General features: G+C 71.2%; 21 protein-coding genes. 11 read left to right on the top strand and 10 right to left on the bottom strand.

Features of this window, described 5'->3' with window-relative positions:
- Window position 1: 1 nt before the first annotated feature.
- The 5 genes from E1293_RS21085 to E1293_RS21065 form a co-directional block, all read right to left on the bottom strand.
- Complete coding sequence (locus E1293_RS21085) at window positions 2–1,219, bottom strand: flavin-dependent oxidoreductase (protein ID WP_132199161.1); 1,218 nt, start codon at window positions 1,217–1,219, stop codon at window positions 2–4.
- Window positions 1,216–2,664 carry a DJ-1/PfpI family protein gene (locus E1293_RS21080; RefSeq protein WP_165978330.1) on the bottom strand — a complete coding sequence of 483 codons (1,449 nt, stop codon included), beginning with the start codon at window positions 2,662–2,664 and terminating at the stop codon, window positions 1,216–1,218. The genes E1293_RS21085 and E1293_RS21080 overlap by 4 nt, the downstream gene beginning before the upstream one ends.
- Before the next feature lie 279 nt (window positions 2,665–2,943).
- Complete coding sequence (locus tag E1293_RS21075; protein ID WP_132199159.1) at window positions 2,944–4,140, bottom strand: FAD-dependent oxidoreductase; 1,197 nt, start codon at window positions 4,138–4,140, stop codon at window positions 2,944–2,946.
- 85 nt (window positions 4,141–4,225) lie between these two features.
- A complete protein-coding gene (locus E1293_RS21070; RefSeq protein ID WP_132199158.1) occupies window positions 4,226–4,861 on the bottom strand; it encodes a hypothetical protein in 636 nt (211 codons plus the stop codon).
- A gap of 122 nt (window positions 4,862–4,983) precedes the next feature.
- The gene (locus tag E1293_RS21065) at window positions 4,984–5,643 is read right to left on the bottom strand and encodes a flavodoxin family protein (RefSeq protein WP_132199157.1); all 660 of its coding nucleotides are present in this window, start codon (window positions 5,641–5,643) and stop codon (window positions 4,984–4,986) included.
- 115 nt (window positions 5,644–5,758) lie between these two features.
- On the opposite strand from E1293_RS21065, the gene E1293_RS21060 reads away from it, so the two are divergent.
- Both E1293_RS21060 and E1293_RS21055 read left to right on the top strand, forming a co-directional pair.
- On the top strand, window positions 5,759–6,697 hold the full coding sequence (locus E1293_RS21060; protein WP_165978329.1) for a LysR family transcriptional regulator: 939 nt from the start codon (window positions 5,759–5,761) through the stop codon (window positions 6,695–6,697).
- Window positions 6,698–6,726: 29 nt separating this feature from the next.
- Window positions 6,727–7,371: a LysE family translocator gene (locus tag E1293_RS21055; protein ID WP_132199155.1), complete on the top strand. Its 645-nt coding sequence runs from the start codon at window positions 6,727–6,729 to the stop codon at window positions 7,369–7,371.
- On the opposite strand, the gene E1293_RS21050 is transcribed toward E1293_RS21055, so the two are convergent.
- Window positions 7,368–8,270, bottom strand: coding sequence for a LysR family transcriptional regulator (locus E1293_RS21050; protein ID WP_132199154.1), 903 nt, complete (start codon window positions 8,268–8,270; stop codon window positions 7,368–7,370). The two genes, E1293_RS21055 and E1293_RS21050, sit on opposite strands and share 4 nt — an antisense overlap.
- 70 nt (window positions 8,271–8,340) lie before the next feature.
- Here E1293_RS21050 and E1293_RS21045 point away from each other — a divergent pair, with 70 nt between their 5' ends.
- Both E1293_RS21045 and E1293_RS21040 read left to right on the top strand, forming a co-directional pair.
- Window positions 8,341–8,976 (top strand): short chain dehydrogenase, encoded by a 636-nt coding sequence (locus E1293_RS21045; protein WP_243716360.1) that lies wholly within the window; start codon window positions 8,341–8,343, stop codon window positions 8,974–8,976.
- Between the two features lie 49 nt (window positions 8,977–9,025).
- On the top strand, window positions 9,026–9,718 hold the full coding sequence (locus E1293_RS21040) for a DNA alkylation repair protein (RefSeq protein ID WP_243716358.1): 693 nt from the start codon (window positions 9,026–9,028) through the stop codon (window positions 9,716–9,718).
- Here the strand turns inward: E1293_RS21040 and E1293_RS21035 are convergent.
- From E1293_RS21035 to galU, 4 genes are read right to left on the bottom strand one after another with little or no spacing between them, the layout of a single operon-like run.
- Window positions 9,690–10,157 (bottom strand): MogA/MoaB family molybdenum cofactor biosynthesis protein, encoded by a 468-nt coding sequence (locus E1293_RS21035; RefSeq protein ID WP_243716357.1) that lies wholly within the window; start codon window positions 10,155–10,157, stop codon window positions 9,690–9,692. The two genes, E1293_RS21040 and E1293_RS21035, sit on opposite strands and share 29 nt — an antisense overlap.
- A gap of 25 nt (window positions 10,158–10,182) precedes the next feature.
- The gene (gene moaC, locus E1293_RS21030; RefSeq protein WP_132199152.1) at window positions 10,183–10,653 is read right to left on the bottom strand and encodes a cyclic pyranopterin monophosphate synthase MoaC; all 471 of its coding nucleotides are present in this window, start codon (window positions 10,651–10,653) and stop codon (window positions 10,183–10,185) included.
- Window positions 10,654–10,658: 5 nt separating this feature from the next.
- Window positions 10,659–11,864 (bottom strand): molybdotransferase-like divisome protein Glp, encoded by a 1,206-nt coding sequence (glp, locus tag E1293_RS21025; RefSeq protein ID WP_132199168.1) that lies wholly within the window; start codon window positions 11,862–11,864, stop codon window positions 10,659–10,661.
- 26 nt (window positions 11,865–11,890) lie between these two features.
- On the bottom strand, window positions 11,891–12,817 hold the full coding sequence (gene galU, locus E1293_RS21020) for a UTP--glucose-1-phosphate uridylyltransferase GalU (protein ID WP_132199151.1): 927 nt from the start codon (window positions 12,815–12,817) through the stop codon (window positions 11,891–11,893).
- Window positions 12,818–12,850: 33 nt separating this feature from the next.
- On the opposite strand from galU, the gene E1293_RS21015 reads away from it, so the two are divergent.
- From E1293_RS21015 to E1293_RS20985, 7 genes are all read left to right on the top strand, one after another.
- Window positions 12,851–13,432, top strand: coding sequence for a 5-formyltetrahydrofolate cyclo-ligase (locus tag E1293_RS21015; RefSeq protein ID WP_132199150.1), 582 nt, complete (start codon window positions 12,851–12,853; stop codon window positions 13,430–13,432).
- A 74-nt stretch (window positions 13,433–13,506) separates the two neighbouring features.
- Entirely contained in the window at window positions 13,507–14,499 is a 993-nt protein-coding gene (locus tag E1293_RS21010; RefSeq protein WP_132199149.1) for an NAD(P)-dependent oxidoreductase, read from the top strand.
- A 100-nt stretch (window positions 14,500–14,599) separates the two neighbouring features.
- Window positions 14,600–16,084, top strand: a complete 1,485-nt coding sequence (locus tag E1293_RS21005; protein ID WP_132199148.1) for a potassium/proton antiporter — start codon at window positions 14,600–14,602, stop codon at window positions 16,082–16,084.
- 142 nt (window positions 16,085–16,226) lie between these two features.
- Window positions 16,227–16,613 carry an FmdB family zinc ribbon protein gene (locus tag E1293_RS21000; RefSeq protein WP_132199147.1) on the top strand — a complete coding sequence of 129 codons (387 nt, stop codon included), beginning with the start codon at window positions 16,227–16,229 and terminating at the stop codon, window positions 16,611–16,613.
- A gap of 302 nt (window positions 16,614–16,915) precedes the next feature.
- Window positions 16,916–19,042, top strand: a complete 2,127-nt coding sequence (locus tag E1293_RS20995) for an MMPL family transporter (RefSeq protein WP_132199146.1) — start codon at window positions 16,916–16,918, stop codon at window positions 19,040–19,042.
- A gap of 129 nt (window positions 19,043–19,171) precedes the next feature.
- The gene (locus tag E1293_RS20990; protein ID WP_207938992.1) at window positions 19,172–19,999 is read left to right on the top strand and encodes an S-methyl-5'-thioadenosine phosphorylase; all 828 of its coding nucleotides are present in this window, start codon (window positions 19,172–19,174) and stop codon (window positions 19,997–19,999) included.
- The coding region (locus E1293_RS20985) for an SAF domain-containing protein (RefSeq protein WP_243716356.1) at window positions 19,996–20,392 on the top strand (397 nt) is incomplete at its 3' end. The genes E1293_RS20990 and E1293_RS20985, both read left to right, overlap by 4 nt.

Below are 20,392 nucleotides of genomic sequence, written 5' to 3'. Positions count from 1 at the left end.
CTCAGGTTTTTGGGTGGTTGCCGGTGGAGAGCTGCGTGTAGCCGGTCACCATCGCCTCCAACTCGGCGGGATCGATCACGTCCTCGATCCGGTCGAAGCCCTCCGGGGCTCGGCGTTCGACCTCCTCGATGACCTGTTCAGGGCCGCCCAGGCGGTTGCGGAGGACGACCTGGGCCGTGGCGGGGAGGCGGTCGTCCTGGTAGGCGCGCAGGGCTTCGGCGGGGTCGGCATGAGCGGCCAGGTGGGTGCTGAGGTTCACCGCGTCCAGGATGGCCTGGCCAGCGCCGTTGGAGCCCATCGGGTACATGGGGTGGGCGGCGTCGCCCAGGAGGGTGACGCGGTCCCGCGTCCAGTACGGGAGGGGGTCGCGGTCGCACATCGGGAACTCGAAGCGGTCCCGGGTCGCCCCGATCATGGCGGCATGGTCGAAGTGGCGGGACGTGAAGAGCCCGATGTGCGCGGCCAGGTCCGCCGGGTCGGCCGGACGCGCCCAGTCCTGCTCGCTGGGCGGCGGGTCGCCGGGGCGGCCGGTCACGACGCCGAAGGACCAGTTGGTCAGTTTGGTGCCGGGCGTCGTGCCCGCCGCGATCGGGTAGACGACCAGTTTGGCGGTGTTGCCACCGATGATCACCATGGTCCGGCCGGCGTCGAACTCGGGCCATTCGGTGGCACCGCGCCACAGCATCATGCCGCCCCAGCGCGGCGGGCCCTCGTCCGGGAAGAGGGTCGACCGGACCGCCGAGTGGATGCCGTCGGCGCCCACCAGGACGTCCGCGCGGGCGCGCGAGCCGTCGGCGAAACGGGCGGTCACCGCCTCGGCGTCCTGCTCGAAGCCGACCAGGCGGTGACCGGTGCGGACGGCGTCCGCGCCGAGCCGCTCCAGCACCGCGCGGTGGAGCAGCCCCTGCAGCCGGCCGCGGTGCACGCTGATCTGCGGGTAGGCGAATCCGGCGGCGAGGCCGCAGGGACGGCGCATGATCTCCTGGCCCAGCCGGTGGGTGTAGACCAGGTCGCCGGTGCGCACCCCGGTCTCGTCCAGCCGGTCCAGGAGCCCTAACTCGGCGAGTTCCCCGGTCGCGAACGGCAGCACGTTGATCCCCACACCGAGCTCGCGGATCTGCTCACCACGCTCGTAGACCACGCAGCGGATGCCCTCGGCGTGCAGGCGCAGCGCTGTGGACAACCCGCCGATCCCCGCTCCTATGATCGCGACGTTCACGGCTGCCTCCTGTTGATGATTCGCCGTCTGGCGACAAGGACGACGGCCACGCCGGCCACGCCGGCCATGCCGGCCATGCCGAACAGGATTACGCGCAGGGTGGGCGTCCACGGCCATCGCGGGCCGGACGGCCTGAGCTCCGCCGTGGGGTACTCAAGGATCTTGCCGGTCCACCGTGCCGTGGGCGTGTCGAAGGTGCGGGCCATCGAGCGCAGCACCGGGTCGAACGCGAAGCCCTGCCGCCGGTGCGGGTACTCCAGCGGGACACCGGCGCGGCGGGCGGTGGCGGCGATCTCTGGGTCAGGGCCGGCAGCGGCGGCGGTACCCGGGACCAGCAGGCGGTCGACGTCGTCCCCGGCGTCGGCCAGGCGTGCCCGTGGGATGAAGGTCAACCCGTGCTGCGACCGCACCGTGGCCGTGGACGCGATCGCGATCGTCCGGGCGGCCTTGACCTCGGCGTACGGGTCGAACACCGAGGCCAGTTCCAGTTCACCGACGCCGTTGGTGAGGACGACCCCCACCGTTGTGGTGCCCGAGCGGTAACCGAGGTTGAGCATGTGCACGATCGCGTCGGACGGCGTTAACCGCGATCGGGGCAGCCGCGCGGGCGCGCCGGGCGAGTAGTGGCGCCAGCCGGCGGTCCGGGCGGCCGCGGCGGCGGTGTCCGGGCCCGCCAGCCGCTCGATCACACGGAGCGTCCCGTCCACCGAGGACAGCAGCCCGCCCGTGGAGATCACGTTTCCGTCGTCGATGTAGCGGACTCCGCGCCGCCAGCGCACCGCGGGATGGGCGTCCCGGAGGTCGGCGAACCGGTACCAGTGCGTGGTGGCGTCGCGCCCGTCGAGGAGACCGGCCTCGGCGACCAGCCGCGCGCCGGTGCACACGCTCAGCACCAGTCCGCCGCTCGCCGTGTCCCGCAGCCACGCGGTCACGCGGCGGTCGCTGTCCTCGTCGGCGTCAGGCATGTCCGGCACGACGGTGACGTCCGGTGCTTTCCCGTTCAGACGCCGGCTCAGCTGGGCGAAGTCCAGGTCCGGGACCAGGTCCAGCCCGCCGAGCAGCGGTACCGGACGACGTTCGGACGCGACGGTGTAGACATTGAACTTTCCCGTACCGGCGAGGATGTCGTAGGGGACGAGTGTGTCGGCCACGTTGGCACCGCTGTTGCCGACCACGATCGCCACAGTGGGCTTGTCCGGATCGTGCGCGGGCGGGACCGCGGCGGCGACGGCCGCGTCCGCGGAGTCCGTGGACGCGGGCCGCGCGTAACGGTCGGCGCCGAAACTCCGTGCGTTGGTGACGAACACCGCTCCCGGGACGAGCAGGAAGGCGGCGAGGACGACCAACCCGCCGACGAGCATGCGCAGGATCCGTATGAAGCGGCGTCCTGCGGGGTGCTTCACATCGCCGTGCTCTCGATGGTCGGGCTGCTCCGTGCTGTGCATGCCGGCCTCCGGGGCATCGCGATGGCGCGGGCGGGCAGGTCGTCCCGCGTCCGGATCACGGGCGACGCGAAAGGTGGTCATCCACGAGCGTCCAGGCTTTCGCCCGGCATGTCATTACGTGTGAGCGCACTTTCTCTTTAGCCCGCGTGCACAGTCGCGCACTCCTGGCGGAACTGGCGCGGTACGCCCGTCCAAGTGGAACAGTTTGTGCAGGGGGATGTGGTGCGCCACGGCGACCGCGCCCGGGGTCGGGCCCGTAGGGCGCCATCTTCGCGGTCGTCATGGGGCGGGCGGAGGGGTCCAGCCGACCAGTTGCGCGGCGAAGCCGCTGTTGGCGAGGCGGCCGGCGGGGACGAGCCTCAGGAGGGCGTTGCGTGCGGGCTGGCGCCAGCCGCCGCCCAGGTGCGAGGCGATGCGCGCCATCATGACCGCCTGGCGGGCGATCTTCCGGCACCGGGGGCGGCGGGCCAGATCGTAGGCTGCCATCGCGGGGGCCAGCGGGGCCCCGTGGGCGACCGGCTGGGCGATCAGCCGTCCGACGCAGGCCGCGTCCTCCAGGGAGGAGGCGACCCCCTGGCCCACGGTCGGGAGGATGGCGTGGGCCGCGTCGCCGACCATGACGACCCGTCCGGACGTGTAGGCAGGCAGCCCCTTCGGCAGGTGGTAGACGTCGTGCCGCATCAGGTCGCCGGGTTCGGTCGCCGCGAGGGTGGAGGCGACCGTCGTGGGCCAGCCCGCGAACATCTCCCGGGCAGCGGCCAGTTCGTCGTCGAAGACCGTGTTCGCGGGTGCGACGAAGTAGCCGTACCAGTAGACGTCGGTGGCGCTGATCCGCAGGGCGCCGAACTCGATGCCGGGTCCCCACATCGCGATGTAGCGGTCGTCGATGATCTCGGTGTCCTTGATCACCGCGCGCCAGCTCGTGGCCCCGCCGTACTCGGACCGGAGGCCGGGGAACAGGCACGTCCTGGCTGTGCTGTGGACACCGTCGGCGGCCACCACCAGGTCGGACTCGATGGTCCGTGCGCCCTCCGGCGACGTCCAGGTCACCCTGGCGGCCGCGCCGGCCGGGGCGCCCGGCTCGACGGCGGTGACCCTGGCGCCGTTCACCAGGTCGGCGGCCTCGGCGGCCCGGAGCAGGACGGCGTGCAGCCGCTGCCGGTGGACGGCGCACAGCCGGCTCGTCGGGTCCTCGTTGACGGGCACCTCGGGGACGCGCAGGATCCAGCGGCCATGCCGGTCCTGCGAACCGGCCGTGCGGGTCATGTGACCGGCCGCCCGGACCCGGTCGTCCACGCCGAGGGCCGCCAGGGCGGCCATGCCGTTGCGGGTGATCGCGACACCCGCGCCGACCTCGGTGAAATCGGGAGCCCGCTCCAGGACGGTGACCCGCCACCCCGCCTGCACCAGGGCCGCCGCGGACGCCAGCCCCGCGATCCCGCCGCCGATCACCGTCGCGGTCAGCCGTTCGGCCATGCGCGCTCCCAGGGACGGCCCGGCAGATCACTACTCTGATCGTACTGAGCAGGTAGTGATACTCCCCCGCGGCCCCTGGTGTTGGTCAGCGTTGCGGGGCGGGGGTGAGGTCCGCGTGCTCGACCGTGTAGCCGCCCTTGGTGACGAGGGCGAAGGGTGCCGGTGCCTGGCAGGTGCCGACCTTGCCTTCGACCGCGTTGCCGTCCTGGTCCTCTTCGACATTGCCGAACAGCCAGGAGAAGCCGACCCGGTCCCGGATGTGCCCCGGGGTGTCCCTCCCTGCGTCCTGGACGCTGAAACCCAAGCGCCTGCCGACCCAGTCCTGCACCAGATCGTCCGCGCGGACCACCTTCGCGGTGAGCGCCGCATACCCCGGGCTGGTGATCATGCAGTCCACCGCGGCCTCGAAGTGGACGGTGGTGTTCCGCTGCGCAAGGTAATGGGAGACCTTCACGGTTCCCGCGGCGTCGGACGGCAGTCCATGCGGCATCCCCGGAAAGGGCCGCGTGTAGGGAGCGGCGCGTGCGTCGAACTCGAAATGGCGGACGTCCTTGTCGGGCGTGAACGGCATCCGAAAATCGGCCGCCCCCCGGACACCCGGCCGTGCCGATTCAGCCGCCGGCCCGTCCCCCGGGTCGGCGGCGTAAGCGGTGGTGGCGCCTCCAACCGCCACGATCGCGGCGCTGGCGACGAGGACCGACTTCGTCCTGATGCTCGGCATTGCCGTTCTTCCTCCCTTGGTCTCCGCGGTTCCGCGTATCGGCCGCTGATCCAACGATCACGGTTCAAGCCTTGAGCGGCCTCACCCGCGCGAGGCAGCGCGATCCCCCGTACGGACCAGATTCAGCCGGACGGGGCGGGCTCGCGGCTCGGGGCGGGCCAGACGGCGCCGGGTCGAACCGTGTCCATGCGGTAGTCGGTGACGGGGGCGTCGAACAGGCGGGCCCCCAGGTCGAACGCGCGTTCCACGGGGCCGGCCGGGTCCCGCCTGACCTCGCCACGGGAGTTGGCGATGCCGTGCACGACTCCGACGAGATCGTGGTCGAGATAGCGCGCGAGCTCCTGCATCTGCGCGGTGACGCCGACGAGGACACCGGGGTAGCTCTCCTCGGAGCTGACGACGACCGCGGCGCGCTTGTTCATGAGCCGCCTCTTGACCTCGGCGGAGTCCGGCAGGTCGGCTCTGGTGTGGCAGAAGATCCGGTCGATGAAGATCTTCAGCTGACCGGAGATGCCGTACCAGTAGAGCGGCGTCGCGAGGACGAGCGCGTCCGCGGCCAGCACCTTGTCCCGCAGCAGGGCGTGGTGGCCGTCCGCGATCGAGCACGTCCCGTCCGGGCCGCGGCAGGTGCGGCAGTCCCGCAACGGCGCGGTGACGACGTCGCACAGGTCGACCAGGTCGGTGTCGTGTCCGCGGTTGAGGGCACCGTCCAGCACGCTCTGCGCGAGAAGGCGCGAGTTGCCGTCCTTACGGGGGCTGGAACTCAGAGCGAGCACCTTCATGAGAAGGGATCACCGCCTTTCGATGAGTGGTGGGGTGATGACCCGTCTCATGTTTCCCGTGACGAACCATGAAGACAAGCAGGACATTGTGGACGGTAATAGTAAGATTATGTGCGTGATCGACCCGACCCGGCTGCGGCTTCTGCTCGCCCTGCACGAGCAGGGAACCCTCCACGCCGCGGCGGAGACGCTGCACATCTCACCCTCCGCCGCCTCCCAGCAGCTGGCGACGCTGACCCGCGAGGCGGGCGCGCCCCTGACCGAGGTGGACGGACGCAAGCTGCGGCTCACCGACGCCGGAACCGTGCTCGTCGAACACGCCTACGGGCTGCTCGCGCACCTCGAACGCGCGCGGGGCGAGGTCCAGGCCGCCGCCGGCGGAGAACTCGGGCACATCACCGTGGGCTCCTTCCCCTCGACCATCTCCTCGCTGCTGATCCCGGCGGCGCTCGCCCTGCGGGAGCGCACTCCCCGGCTGCGCATCGACATCCGCGAGGTGACCGTCCCCGCGTGCCTGGACCGGCTCGCGGGCGGCGACCTCGACGTCGTGGTCGCGGTGCGGCCCGACGGGGCGCTCTCGGCCGACGACCGGCGGTTCACCACGGTCGCGCTCGGCACCGACGACCTGATCCTGGCGCTGCCCGCCCACCACCCGGCCGCACCCTCGGGCGTGGCCGACCTGGCACTGCTCCGAGACCAGGAATGGATCAGCACCCTGGAGGACGACGCCTGCGACCGGTTGCTCCACCTCGCGTGCGTGTCGGCGGGCTTCCGCCCGGACATCCGCCACCGGGCCAGCGACTGGACCGCCATCCTGGCGCTGGTCGAGGCGGGGATGGGCACGGCCCTCGTGCCCCGCGCCGCGCGGCTGCCCATCCCGGACGGGGTGATCACGCTCCCGACCAGCGGGCACGATGCCCGCCGCCACATCTACGCGGCCATCCGCCGCGGCACCGAGGCCCGCCCCGCCATCGCCGGCTACCTGGCCGCCCTCAAGGACGCCGCCTCGGCATCGGCAGCCCAGCACGCGAAGCCCGCGTCGCCTGCTCGGTGACCGCGTTGGCGCCGTACTAGGGTCGATCAATGACTGGTGGAACAATCCTGGCCTACCTGGGCGTCGTCGCACTTATCACGATCACGCCGGGGCCCGATACGGCCCTGGTCCTGCGGAATGCCATGCGTCATGGCTGGTCCGCCGGTGTACGCACCGGGGTGGGCAGTGCCGTGGGACTGCTGATCTGGGGCCTGGCTGCGAGCCTCGGCATCGCGATGATTCTGGCGGCGTCCGCGCTGGCTTTCAGCGTGCTGAAGCTCGCAGGTGCCGCTTATCTCGGCTACCTCGGGGTTCGCATGCTGTGGCAGGCATGGCGGCACCGCACAAATGCCGAGACGTTGCCGGCGGACGGGCAGCGTCCCGCGGTTTCGGCGGGGAAGCTGTTCAGGCAAGGGCTGACGACGAACCTGCTCAATCCCAAGGCAGGGGCCTTCTTCACGGCCGTGATCCCGCAGTTCGTCTCCGCGCACGGATTGGCCGCGGCTCCGCTCGTGATCGGTTTGGCGCTGATCGCGGCCGCGGCGAACCTGAGCGGGCAGTGCGTCTTCGCGGTGGCCGCTCACCGCACCGCCCGGCTCGTCGGGCGCCGCGCGTTCGAGCGGATTCTCGACAGTGTCGTGGGGGTGGTTCTGCTCGCGCTCGGTGGCAAGCTCGCGTTCAGCGACCGCGCCTAGACCGTTCTTCCGCCGTCATTGGTGCTACGGAGGACGGCCAGGGCCGCGGCGATGGCAGGGTGATCGCCGGTTCCCGCCCTGGTGACGGCTTCCACGGTTCGTTCCCGTCCTGGCAATGGCAGGATCGCCGTTCCGGTAGGCGGATTCTCACAGAGCATTGCGGGCAGGATCGTTGCTCCGAGTCCGGCGGCGACCAAGGCGAGGGCCGAGCGAAGGTCGTGATAGCTGTGTTCGATCAGTGGTGAGAAACCGGCACTGTGGCACGCGTGCATCATGACATCGCGGCAGGCGCTCGGCTCGGGTGTGCCGATCCAGGGGTGCCGGCTGAGTGCGGCCAGTCCGTCTTGCTCGGCTTGAACGCGCAGGTTCTCCGGCACGGCCAGGACCAGTGGGTCGGAGAAAAGCGCGTCGGCGTTCAAGCCCGGAGGTAGTGGGGTGCCCAGGTGCCGGTAGTGGTAGCCGAGTGCCAGGTCGAGTTCGCGGCGTCTGAGCAGGCGGAGCGATTGTTCCGGCTCGGCTTCGATGATTCGCGGACGAAGCCGAGGGTGGGCGCGGACGAGTGCGGCGGCCAGCGGGGCGGCCAAGGGCTGCAGGCCGCTGGGGAAGCAGCCGATCAGGAGTTCGCCGCTGATCTGCTCGTCCAGGGCCCGTACGGCGCTTTGGGCGAGTTCGAGGGCGGCCAGAACATGGTCGCTCTGCGCGGCGAGTGCCGTGCCGGCCGCCGTGAGGCGCACGGTGCGGCCTTCCCTGTGCAGCAGTGCGGCGCCGGCTTCGTCCTCCAGGGCGCGCAATTGCTGGGACACGGCCGAGGGGGTGACCCGGTGAATGTCGGCGACCGCGGTGACCGTGCCGTATTCGGCGAGATCGCGCAGGAGGATCAGCCGTTTCACGTCCAACATAAGTACAGCTTACAAGCATGTGAAGTATAGGTAGCTGGACTTCATTGCGGTTCCGCGCTCATGCTTGCCGGTGGACAGGGCGAACAGAGCGCAGGGAGCCGGACCAGTGAAGATCCTTCTCGTCGGAGCCAATGGGACCCTCGGGCAAAGCGTGCGCGCGGCCCTGCGGGAGCGTGGCCACGACGTGCTCAGCGCCTCCCGCAAGGACTCCGACATCGCGGTCGACATCACCGATCCTCGATCAATCCAGGCCATGTACGAACGGGCCGGCAGAGTGGACGCGGTGGCCTGCGCGGCGGGCAGCGTGCCATGGCGGCAGCTGTCCGAGCTCAGCCACCAGGACATGCTCGACGGCATGGTCGGGAAGGCGCTCAGCCAGGTCGAACTCGTGCGCCAAGGATCGCCGCTGGTGTCGGAGTCGGCCTCGTTCACGCTCATCACCGGGGTGCTCGCTCGGGACCCGATCTTCACCGGCACTGTCGCCTCGCTGGCCAACGGTGCCGTGGAGTCATTCGTGCGGGCCGCGGCGATCGAGCTGCCCCATCGGCAGCGCATCAACGCCGTCAGCCCGACGGTCTTCACCGAGTCGCTCGCCGAGTACGGCGACGCCTTCATCGGTTTCGAGCCGGAGCCGGTGCGGAAGTCCGCACAGGCCTACGTCCGTTCCATCGAAGGCCACCAGACCGGCAGGATCTTCGAAATCTGAGCCCCGCGGCCGTAGGGTGAATCTCGCGCTCGATGTGCGGGAGGCTGAGGTGGCCGAGACGGCGGTGGCCCAGGTGATGGCCGAACTGGCCGCGCTTGAGGATCCGAAGACACGCGCGGTGAACGAGAAGCACGGCGACGACCACGGCGTGAACCTCGGCAAGCTGCGCGCGGTCGCGAAGCGGCTGAAGACGCAGCAGGAACTCGCGTGCCGACTCTGGGAGACCGGTGACACCGCGGCGAGACTCCTCGCGCTTCTGATCTGCCGCCCGAAGGCGTTCGAGCGTGAGCGGCTGGACGTCATGCTGCGCGAGGCGCGCACGCCCAAGGTGCACGACTGGCTCGTCAACTACGTGGTGAAGAAGAATCCGCACGCCGAGGAACTACGCCTGGCCTGGTTCACCGATCCGGATCCGGTCGTCGCGAGCGCCGGGTGGGCGCTGACCACCGAACGCGTGGCGAAGAAGCCCGAGGGCCTCGACCTCGCGGGGCTGCTCGACGTCATCGAAGCGGAGATGAAGGACGCGCCTGACCGCCTGCAGTGGGCGATGAACCACTGCCTGGCCCAGATCGGGATCGACCACGCCGGGCACCGCGCCCGTGCGATCGAGATCGGTGAGCGCCTGGAGGTGCTCAAGGACTACCCGACTCCCCCGAACTGCACGTCCCCGTTCGCGCCCGTCTGGATCACCGAGATCGTGCGCCGCCAGGCCGTCAAGGACGCGGGTGGTCGCCGCCCTTGAGCTGGTCTACGGCGTGGGTCAGGACGCGGCCCAGGACGGTCATGCCGTCGCGGACGCCGCCGGTGGAGCCCGGCAGGTTGACGATGAGGGTGCCGCCCGCCACGCCGGCGAGGCCGCGGGACAGGATCGCGGCGGGGACCTTGTCGCGGCCCTCCAGCCGGATCGCCTCGGCGATGCCCGGGATCTCCCATTCGAGGACCCGGCGCGTCATCTCCGGGGTCTCGTCGGTCGGGGTGAGACCGGTCCCGCCGGACGTGACGACGACGTCGTAGCCCTGCGCGACGGCGTCCCGCAGGACCTCGGCGACCGGTTCGCCGTCCGGGACGACGACCGGGCCGTCCACCTGGCAGCCGAGGTCCTCCAGCATCTCGACCAGCACGGGCCCCGATTTGTCGGCGTAGACGCCGGCCGCGGCCCGGTTCGACACGGTGACCGCCATCGCCCTGATCATCGGCGCGCCCCGGTCATCGGCGCCACACCCCGGTCTTGCCGCCGGTCTTCTCCTCGACCCGGACGTCGGTGATCACGGCGGCGGGGTCGACGGCCTTCACCATGTCGACCAGCGCGAGCGCGGCGACACTGACGGAGGTGAGCGCCTCCATCTCCACGCCGGTGCGGTCGGCGGTGCGGGTGACGGCCGTGATCGCGACGCCGTCGTCCCGGATGCCGAGGTCGATGTCGACGCCGTGCAGCGCGATCGGGTGGCACAGCGGGACGAGGTCGGGGACGCGCTTGGCCCCCATGATCCCGGCGATGCGCGCCACGGACAGGGCGTCGCCCTTGGGGATGTCACCGGCGCGCAGCAGGGCGACGCAGTCCGCCGACAGCCGGACGAACCCGGTCGCCGTCGCGGTCCTGGCCGAGACGTCCTTCGACGACACGTCGACCATGCGGGCCGACCCCTTGTCGTCAAGGTGAGTGAATTCGGAACCCATGGCACTCACGACGGCAACCTCATGACCTTGACGTGGGAACCGGCCGGCATGGCCTCGACGTCCTCCGGAAGCTCGATGAGCGCGTTCGCGGAGGACAGCGACCCGAGCTGGTGCGAGCCCTGCACGTCGGCCGCCGTGACGGTGTAGCCCTGGTTGAACGACAGTCTGCCGCGCAGGAAGTGGCGGAGCCCCGCAGGCGACTTGACGTCTTCGGCGAGAACGGCGCTCACCATCGGGAGCGGTTCGGGAGCAAGCCCCTGCATCGCCATTAGGGCCGGACGGACGAACACCTGGAACGACACGTACGCGCTAACCGGGTTCCCAGGGAGCGTGAAGATGGGCGTGCCTTCGAGGAGACCGAACCCTTGGGGCTTACCCGGGCGCATGCCCACCTTGTGGAATCCCACCGTGCCGGTGCCGGTGAGCACTTCCTTGACGACGTCCCTGGTGCCCATGGAGACGCCGCCAGTGGTGACAATGGCGTCGGCCCGTACGAGCTGGTCTTGGAGCATTTCCAGGACCTTGGCGGGCTCGTCCTGCACCGTGGCCTGCCGGTAGCCCACTCCCCCTGCCTCGACCACGGCGGCGGTGAGCATGAAGCTGTTCGACTCCCAGATCTCGCCGGGTGCCAGGGGCGAGCCGGGCTCGCGCAGTTCGTCGCCCGTGGAGACGACCACGATGCGCGGCTTCGGACGCACGCTCACCCGGGACCGTCCCACGGCCGCGATCATGCCGATCTGCGGGGCGTTGAGCCGCATGCCCGCGTCGGCGACGACCTGGCCTTCGCGGACGTCCTCCCCGGAGCGGCGGATGTAGTTGCCCGGCGGCGCCGGGCGCGTGATCCGGACGGTGGCGTTGCCGCCGTCGGTCCACTCGACGGGGATGACGGCGTCGGCGCCGGCCGGCAGCGGCGCGCCCGTCATGATCCGGGCGGTCAGGCCCGGCCGGATCGCCGCCACGCCCGAGTCGCCCGCGACGATGTCGCCGACGACGGGCAGCCTGACCGGGTCCAGCTCCGTGGCCGCCGCGATGTCGGCCGCGACGACGGCGTAGCCGTCCATCGCGGAGTTGTCGAACGGCGGCAGCGGCACGGGCGCGGACACGGGCTCGGCGAGCACCGTGCCCTGCGCCTCCAGCAGCGCCAGGTCGAGCGGCGGCAGCGCCGTGACGCTGCCGAGGATCTCCGTCAGGTGCTGGTCGACCGATCTCATGCCCACGGCCCCAGTGTGACGCGTCGTCACGAGTCCGCGGCGTCACCCACGCCGTCGTGCTGCCGGACGAACTCGCGCAGCCACGGAACGAACTCCGCCGCGAGATCGGGACGTTCCGCAGCGAACTGGACGACCGTCCGCAGGTACTCCAGCTTGTTGCCGGTGTCGTAGCGGCGGCCGCGGAACTTGACGCCGTAGACGCCGCCGCCCTGGCCGGCGGGCATGTCGGCGAGGGTGCGCAGCGCGTCGGTGAGCTGGATCTCGCCGCCGCGTCCCGGCGGGGTCTTCTCCAGGACGTCGAACACCGCGGGGTCGCACACGTACCGGCCGATGATGATCCAGTTGCTCGGCGCCTCCTCGGCGGCGGGCTTCTCGACGAGGTCGGAGATGCGGACGACGTCCTCCTCGTCCGTCGCCTCGATGGCCGCGCACCCGTACGCCGACACCTGGTCGGGCTCGACCTCCATCAGCGCGATGACGCTGCCGCCGTGCTGGCCGCGCACCTCGATCATGCGCTGGAGCAGCTTGTCGCGGGCGTCGATCATGTCGTCGCCGAGCAGCACCGCGAACGGCTCGCGGCCGACGTGCTGGCGGGCGCAGTGCACCGCGTGCCCGAGGCCCTTCGGCTCGCCCTGCCGGACGTAGTGCATGATCGCCAGGTCGCTGGACTCGTGCACGGCCTCGAGCCGCTCGTCGTCGCCCTTCGCGCGCAGCGCCTCCTCCAGCTCGTACGCCCGGTCGAAGTGGTCCTCGATGGAGCGTTTGCTGCGTCCGGTGACCATCAGGACGTCGGAGAGACCCGCGTCGACCGCCTCTTCGACGACATACTGGATCGCCGGTTTGTCGACGATGGGCAGCATTTCCTTGGGAGTCGCCTTGGTGGCGGGCAAGAATCGGGTACCGAGGCCGGCCGCGGGGACGACCGCCTTGAGCACAGGTGCAATGTCGGCCATGTACTGACCCTAGTCATCCGCGAGGACAACAGCGTGCACGACATCGTTTCGAAGACCGACCTCCGGGCCGAACTGCTCGGCCGGCGTGCGGCGATGCCGCCCGAGACCCGCGCGGAGGCGGCGCGGCCGATCCGGGATGCGCTGCTGTCGGTCCCGGAGGTGGAGATGGCCGGGACCATCGCGGCGTACGCCTCGATCGCCGACGAGCCGGACACGCGCAGCCTGCTGTTCGCGCTGTGGAAGCGCGGGACGTACGTGCTGCTCCCCCGCCTGCTGCCGGACGGCGATCTCGACTGGGCGTCCTACGAGGGGCCCGACTCGCTCGTCCCGGGGGCCGGCGGCTGCCCGGAGCCGTCCGAGCCTCCGCGCGGTACCGGCGCCGTGGCCAGCGCGGACGTCGTCCTGGTCCCCGCGGTGGCCGTCGACCGGACGGGCATGCGGCTCGGGCGCGGCGGCGGCTCCTACGACCGGGCGCTCGCGCGTGTCGGCCCGGCGATCCTGACCGTGGCGCTGCTGTACGACGGCGAGCTGGTGCGGAACCTGCCGGCCGAGCCGCACGACCGGCGGGTCCGGGCCGCGGTGACGCCGTCCCAGGGGCTGCTCCGCCTCACCTGACCCGCTCGTACAGTGGGAGGACCCAAGATCGCGGACGGGGACGCGGTCGGAGCCGGCCCGACGGGAGGTACGAGATGACGGCGCCGTGGCGGATCCTTTCCCTGCCCCCGATCGGCGAAGAGATCATGCGGGGGCTGTTCGCGCCGCTGGGCGAGACCGCCGAGGTGGTGTTCCCGCAGGCCAGGGACCGCAGCTGCCTGCTCGCCGAGCTGCCCGGGGCGGACATCGTGATCGGCGACTTCACCGGGCGGCTGGCCCTGGACGCCGAGGCCGTGGCCGCCGCGCGGCGCGTGTCGTTCGTCCAGATGCCGGCGGTCGGCACCGACAGCATCGACGTCGCCGCGCTGACGGCCCGCAACGTGCCGCTGGCGAACGCGGCGGGCTTCAACGCGCGCGGGGTCGCCGAGTGGACGGTCGGCGCGGCGTTCGCGCTCTGCCGCAACCTCGCCTGGGGCGACCGGGCCGTCCGCGCGGGCGAGTGGCCGCAGATGGAGATGGCGGGACGGTTCCCGCGCGAGATCCACACGCAGCGCGTCGGCATCGTCGGGTTCGGCGCGATCGGCTCCGAGGCGGCGCGGTTGTTCGCGGCGCTGGGCTGCGCGGTCTCGTACTGGACGAGGCGGAGGCGGCCCGGCGCGGCGGCCACGTATCGCGAGCTGGACGACCTCGTCTCGACGTCGGACATCCTCGTCCTGGCCTTGCCGCTGACCGACGAGACCCGCGGGCTGATCGGTCCGGAACGCCTCGCCCTGCTGCCGGACAAAGCGCTGCTGGTGAACGTGGCACGTGGAGGCATCGCGCCTGACGACGCCGTCCTCGCCGCCCTGGACTCCGGGCGGCTGGCCAGCGCCGCCCTGGACGTCTACGACGAGGAACCCCTTCCGGCCGGGCACCCCTTGCGTGCCCGTGAGGACGTCCTGCTCTCGCCGCACACGGCCGGAGCGTCCGCCCAGTCGCAGGTGAACCTCATCTCGATGGTGCGCGACAACGTCACCGCGGCCGTTCTGGGACGGGACGTGCAGAACGTCGTCAACGGGGTAAATCCGCAGGTCAAACGCCGAAGGTGACGATCTTGGACACGCCGTCCCTCAAACTTAAGTATGCGATCGACGCGTGAATCTGTAGGATTCCTAAACGATCAACTTTGACGACCCCGAAGGGTGGGATGTGCACCTCGACATCTGGCTACTCCTCGGGGCCGTGCTCGTTCTCAGCGCCATCGTCGCGGTCAGGTTCTCCCACCAGGCGGGGCTGCCGACCCTGCTCGCGTACATGGCACTCGGCCTCTTCATCGGCGAGTCCGGCCCTCTCCACATCCACTTCGACAACGCCGAACTGGCCGAGACGCTCGGCCTGGCCGCCCTCGTCCTGATCCTCGCCGAAGGCGGCATCACCACCAGCTGGCGGCATGTGCGGCCCTCCGTGCCGGCCGCTGTCAGCGTCTCCACGATCGGCACCCTGATCAGCATCGCCGTCGTCGCGCTCGCCACGATGTGGCTCGTCGGCATGGACTGGCGGCCCGCGTTCCTGCTCGCCGCGGTGCTCGCCCCGACCGACGCCGCCGCCGTGTTCTCGGTGCTGCGGCGGCTGCCCCTGCCGTCCCGGCTTTCCGGCCTGCTGGAGGCCGAGTCCGGCTTCAACGACGCCCCCGTCGTGATCATCGTGGTCACGCTCAGCGCGCACACCGGCGCCCCCAACCTCGCCGAGCTGCTCGGCGTCATGGTCTACGAACTGGTCGCCGGCGGAATCATCGGCGTCGCCATCGGCTGGCTGGGCGCCCTGGCGCTGCGCCGCATCGCGTTGCCCGCATCCGGCCTCTACCCCATCGCCGTCCTGTCGCTGTCCATCGGCTCCTACGGAGCGGCCTCGCTGCTGCACTCCAGCGGGTTTCTCGCCGTCTACGTGAGCGCGCTCGTGCTCGGGAACGCGCGGCTGCCGCACCGTCCCGCGACACGGGGTTTCGCAGAGGGCGTCGGATGGCTCGCCCAGATCGGGCTGTTCGTGATGCTGGGTCTGCTCGCCGACCCTGGGGACCTCCCAGGGCAGATCGTGCCCGCGCTCGTCGTCGGGTTCGTGCTGCTGCTCATCGCCCGTCCCGTCTCGGTCGTGCTGTCCACGATCGGGTTCAAGCTGACGTGGGGCGAGAAGGTGTTCGCGTCCTGGGCCGGGCTACGGGGCGCGGTGCCGATCGTGCTCGCCACCATCCCGATGGTGGCGGACGTCGAGCACGCCGACCGGATCTTCGCGATCGTCTTCAACATCGTCGTCGTGTTCACCCTCCTGCAGGGCCCCACGCTGCCGCTGGTGTCGCGCTGGTGCCGGCTGAAGAGCGACGAGCAGACCCGCGAACTGGACGTCGAGGCGGCGCCGCTGGAGGAACTGCACGCCGACCTGCTGGAGGTGCGGATCCCGGTCGACTCGATGATGAGCGGCGTGGAGATCTTCGAGCTGCGGCTGCCGCCGGGCGCGTCCGTCACCCTCGTCGTGCGGGACGGGACGAGCTTCGTCCCCGAACCCGCCACGCCCCTGCAAACGGGCGACACGCTCCTGGTCGTGACCACCGACGCCGTGCGCGAGACCACCGAGCGGCGGCTGCGCGCGGTCAGCCGCAAGGGCCGGCTGGCGGGCTGGTTCGGCGAGACCGGCATCTGACCTTCCGCCCGGCGCGGGCGGGCTCGGGCGCGGCTCGGAACATACCGGGGGCGAATCTTGTTCCACGCATGGGTACCATTAGCAGTCGTTCAAAGTGAGTGCCAGTCCTGGCTCCGCCGGGCTGAGTCAGCGAGGAGGAACCGTGCCGACGTATCAGTACGTTTGCACCGAGTGCGGCGAGCCTCTGGAGGTCGTCCAGAAGTTCAGCGACGACGCGCTGACCGAGTGCCCGGCATGCAGCGGCAGGCTGCGCAAGGTCTTCTCCGCGGCGGGCATCATCTTCAAGGGGTCGGGCTTCTACCGCACCGACAGCCGTAGCTCCGGCAAGTCGCCTGCCACCGCGGGGGCCTCGTCCAACGGCTCGTCCAACGGCTCGTCCGACGGGTCCTCGGGCGGCGACTCCGCCAAGTCGGAGTCGTCCTCGTCGTCCTCTGACTCCTCGTCGTCTTCGTCTGGGGGCGACTCGTCGTCGTCCAGCAAGTCGTCGCCGAGCAAGTCTTCCTCCTCGTCTTCAGAGAAGGTCGCCTAACCGTCTAGGCCCGCACGGCGCACCGGGGGATCCGTGATGGATCCTCCGGTCCTTCCCATGCCCGCACACCACCGCCTACATCTCGCGGGGTAGTCGCGGGCTTTTTTGTGCGTCGGAGGAGGTAGCGCGGCTCACTCCCTGCGCGGGACGCGCGGGCTCGTCCGCCTCGCGACGATTGAGGGGATGGAAGACGACCCCGGGTTCGGCCGGTTTCGCGATAGTACTTGACATGTCTCGGTAGGCGAGAGATTCTAGGGCGAACGCGACATATCTCGATAACACCCGGTGCACAGGAGAGGAACATGAGCGCACCTAGCCCGGCTCCCCCCAGGCCGCGAACACACCGCCTGGCCGGACTGATCGCCGGACGGCGCACCAAATGGGCCGTCCTGGCCCTGTGGATCGTCCTGCTGATGGCCCTCGGCCCCCTCGCCGGCAAGCTCGGCGACGTCGAGGAGAACGACGCGGCCGCCTGGCTCCCCGCGGGAGCCGAATCCACCCAGGTCGTCGACCTGGAAGAGCGGTTCCGCAAGGACGAGACGATGCTCGCCGTCATCGTCTACGAGCGGACCGGCGGAATCACCGCGGCCGACAAGGCCAAGGCCACGTCGGACGTCGCCGCGTTCCAGAACCTGCCCGGGGCCCAGAAGGCGCAGGGCCCGTTCCCGTCCAAGGACGGCAAGGCCTTGCAGACCCTCGTGCCGCTGACGGACGAGGACGTCACCGGCGCCGTCGACCAGGCACGTGAGGTCAGCGAGCGCGGGCCCCCCGGGTTGACCGCACACGTCACCGGACCCGCCGGCAGCGGCGCCGACCAGTTCGAGGTCTTCCAGAGCCTGGACGGCTTCCTGCTCATGGCCGCCGGACTCGTCGTCATCGTCCTGCTGCTCTTCATCTACCGCAGCCCCATCCTGTGGTTCGTCCCGGTGCTCAGCGCCGTATTCGCCCTGGGGCTGGCCCAGTCGAGCGTGTATCTGCTCGCCAAGTACGCGGACCTCACCGTCAACGGCCAGAGCGGCGGCATCCTGACCGTCCTCGTCTTCGGCGTCGCCACCGACTACGCACTGCTGCTCGTCGCCCGCTATAGGGAGGAACTCCACCGGCACGAGGACCGGCACGAGGCCATGGCGTACGCGCTGCACCGCGCCGCGCCCGCCGTCATCGCCTCCGCCGCCACCGTCGCGGTCGGGCTGCTGTGCCTGCTGCTCGCCGACATGAACTCCACCGCGGGCATGGGCCCCGTGGCCGCCGCGGGCGTCCTCACCGCGCTCGCCGCGATGACGACCCTCCTGCCGGCCCTCCTCGTCATCTTCGGCCGGTGGCTGTTCTGGCCGCTGATCCCCCGCTACGACGAGAAGTACCTGAAGCCCGAGGCGTACGAGGCCGAGCATGGCGTCTGGAGCCGTGTGGCCGGTCTCGTCGGGAAGCGCCCGCGCGCGCTCTGGGCCGTGACCATGCTCGGTCTGATCGTGCTCACGCTGGGGCTGAGCACGCTCAAGGCGGACGGCCTGTCGGACGCCGGGCAGTTCACCACCACCCCCGACTCCGTGAAGGGCTCCGCGGTCGTCGCGCGGCACTACGCCGCCGGCTCGGGCTCACCGGCCGTCGTCATCGGTTCCGCTTCGGCGTCCGACCCGATCGCGCGGACCGTCCGCGGGACGCCCGGGGTCGCCGCGCTCAGCCCGCCCGCCACCGCGGACGGCCTGGTCAAGTACGAGGCGACGCTGAAGGACCCGGCCGACAGCGCGGCCGCGCGGGCGACCATCGACCGGCTGCGGGCCGCGGTGCACGACGTCCCGTCCGCGGACGCGAAGGTCGGCGGCATGACCGCGACGTCCCTGGACATCAAGCGCGCCTCCGCCCGCGACAACAAGGTGATCATCCCGATCGTGCTGGGCGTGGTGTTCCTGATCCTCATCGCGCTGCTGCGCGCCGTCGTCGCGCCGCTGCTGATGATGGGCACGGTCGTGCTGTCGTTCCTCGCCTCGCTCGGCGCCTGCGCGGTGATCTTCGAGCACGTCTTCGGGTTCGAGGGCACCGACGCCGGCTTCCCGCTGCTGGCCTTCATCTTCCTGGTCGCGCTGGGGGTCGACTACAACATCTTCCTGATGCACCGGGTCCGGGAGGAGTCGCAGGCGCTCGGCACGCGGCGCGGCATCCAGCGCGGCCTCACCGTCACCGGCGGTGTGATCACCTCGGCCGGGCTGGTCCTCGCGGCCACGTTCGCGTCCATGGTCACGCTGCCGCTGGTGTTCATGGTCGAGATGGGCTTCGCGGTCGCGTTCGGCGTGCTGCTCGACACGCTGATCGTCCGGTCCCTGCTGCTGCCCGCCCTGTCCTACGACATCGGACGGCGGATCTGGACGCCGGGACGGCTCGCCAAGGAGTCGTCCGCGGCCGAGCCGAAGGTGCGCGAGCCCGTCGGCTGACGACGCCCGGCTCCGGCCGGGACGGGGAAGGGAGGGGTCCGGCTCCGGCCGGGCCCCTTCGCGGCGGAGTTATCCACAATCGGCGGACGGTCTGCCGGGAGTCGAGCGCGGATGGCTAGTGTCGGCGCCATGTCCACTCAGCCATCCGCGTCCCAGCCCACCGCCGAGATCGGGGTCATCGGCGGCTCCGGGTTCTACTCGTTCCTCGACGACATCGAGGAAGTGCGGGTCGACACCCCGTACGGCCCGCCCAGCGACCCCATCGCGATCGGCGAGCTGGGCGGCCGCCGCGTCGCTTTCGTGCCGCGACACGGCCGCGACCACCGGTTCCCCCCGCACCGGATCCCGTACCGGGCCAACCTGTGGGCGCTGCGCTCCCTCGGCGTCCGGCAGGTGCTCGGCCCCTGCGCCGTCGGCTCCCTCACCCCCGACTACGGCCCCGGCACCCTCGCGGTGCCCGACCAGCTCGCCGACCGGACGTCCGGCCGCGAGCAGACGTACTACGACGAGGGCGCCGCCGTCCACGTCTCGTTCTCCGACCCGTACTGCCCGTCGGGCCGCCACGCCGCGGTCGAGTCCGCCCGGGCGGCGGGCTGGGAGCCGGTCGACCGCGGCACGCTCGTCGTCATCGAGGGCCCCCGCTTCTCGACCCGCGCGGAGTCGCAGTGGTTCGCCTCCCAGGGCTGGACGCTGATCGGCATGACCGGCCACCCGGAGGCCGTCCTCGCCCGCGAACTGGCGCTCTGCTACACCTCCCTCTGCCTCGTCACCGACCTCGACGCGGGCATCGAAGAGGGCGAGGGCGTCACGATGGACGAGGTCCTCCGCGTCTTCGGCCAGAACATCGACCGGCTCCGCACCCTCGTCACCGACGTGGTCACGGCGCTGCCGGCCGAGCGCACCTGCCCCTGCCCGAACGTCCTGGACGGGATCAAGCTCCCGCTGGAACTGCCGTGAACGCCCGCTTAACCCGCCTGCGGCGGCCGCTGTCGGCGTTGTTCGCCGCGGCCGCCGCGGGCCTCGCCCTGCTGTCGCTCCGCCCCGGGCCCCCGGCGTCCGTCCGCGTCCTCGCCGCCGCCCGCGACCTTCCCGCCGGGACGGCCCTCACCCCGTCCGACCTGCGGCACGTGAACCTGCCGCCCGCCGCCGTCCCGTCCGGCGCCCTCCACGCGAACACCACCGGCCGCGTCCTGGCGGGCCCCATGCGCCAGGGCGAGCCCCTCACCGACGCCCGCATCATCGGCGACACGCTCCTGCGCGGCTACGGCCCCGGCACGGTGGCCACCCCGGTCCGCATGGCCGACGCCGACGCCGCCCGCCTCCTCCACCCAGGCGACCGCATAGACGTCC

The organism is Actinomadura darangshiensis (genome assembly GCF_004349235.1).
Lineage (GTDB): Bacteria > Actinomycetota > Actinomycetes > Streptosporangiales > Streptosporangiaceae > Spirillospora > Spirillospora darangshiensis.
The sequence above is the reverse complement of the archived record's forward strand: the minus strand, read 5'-3'. Positions and strand labels throughout refer to the sequence as shown.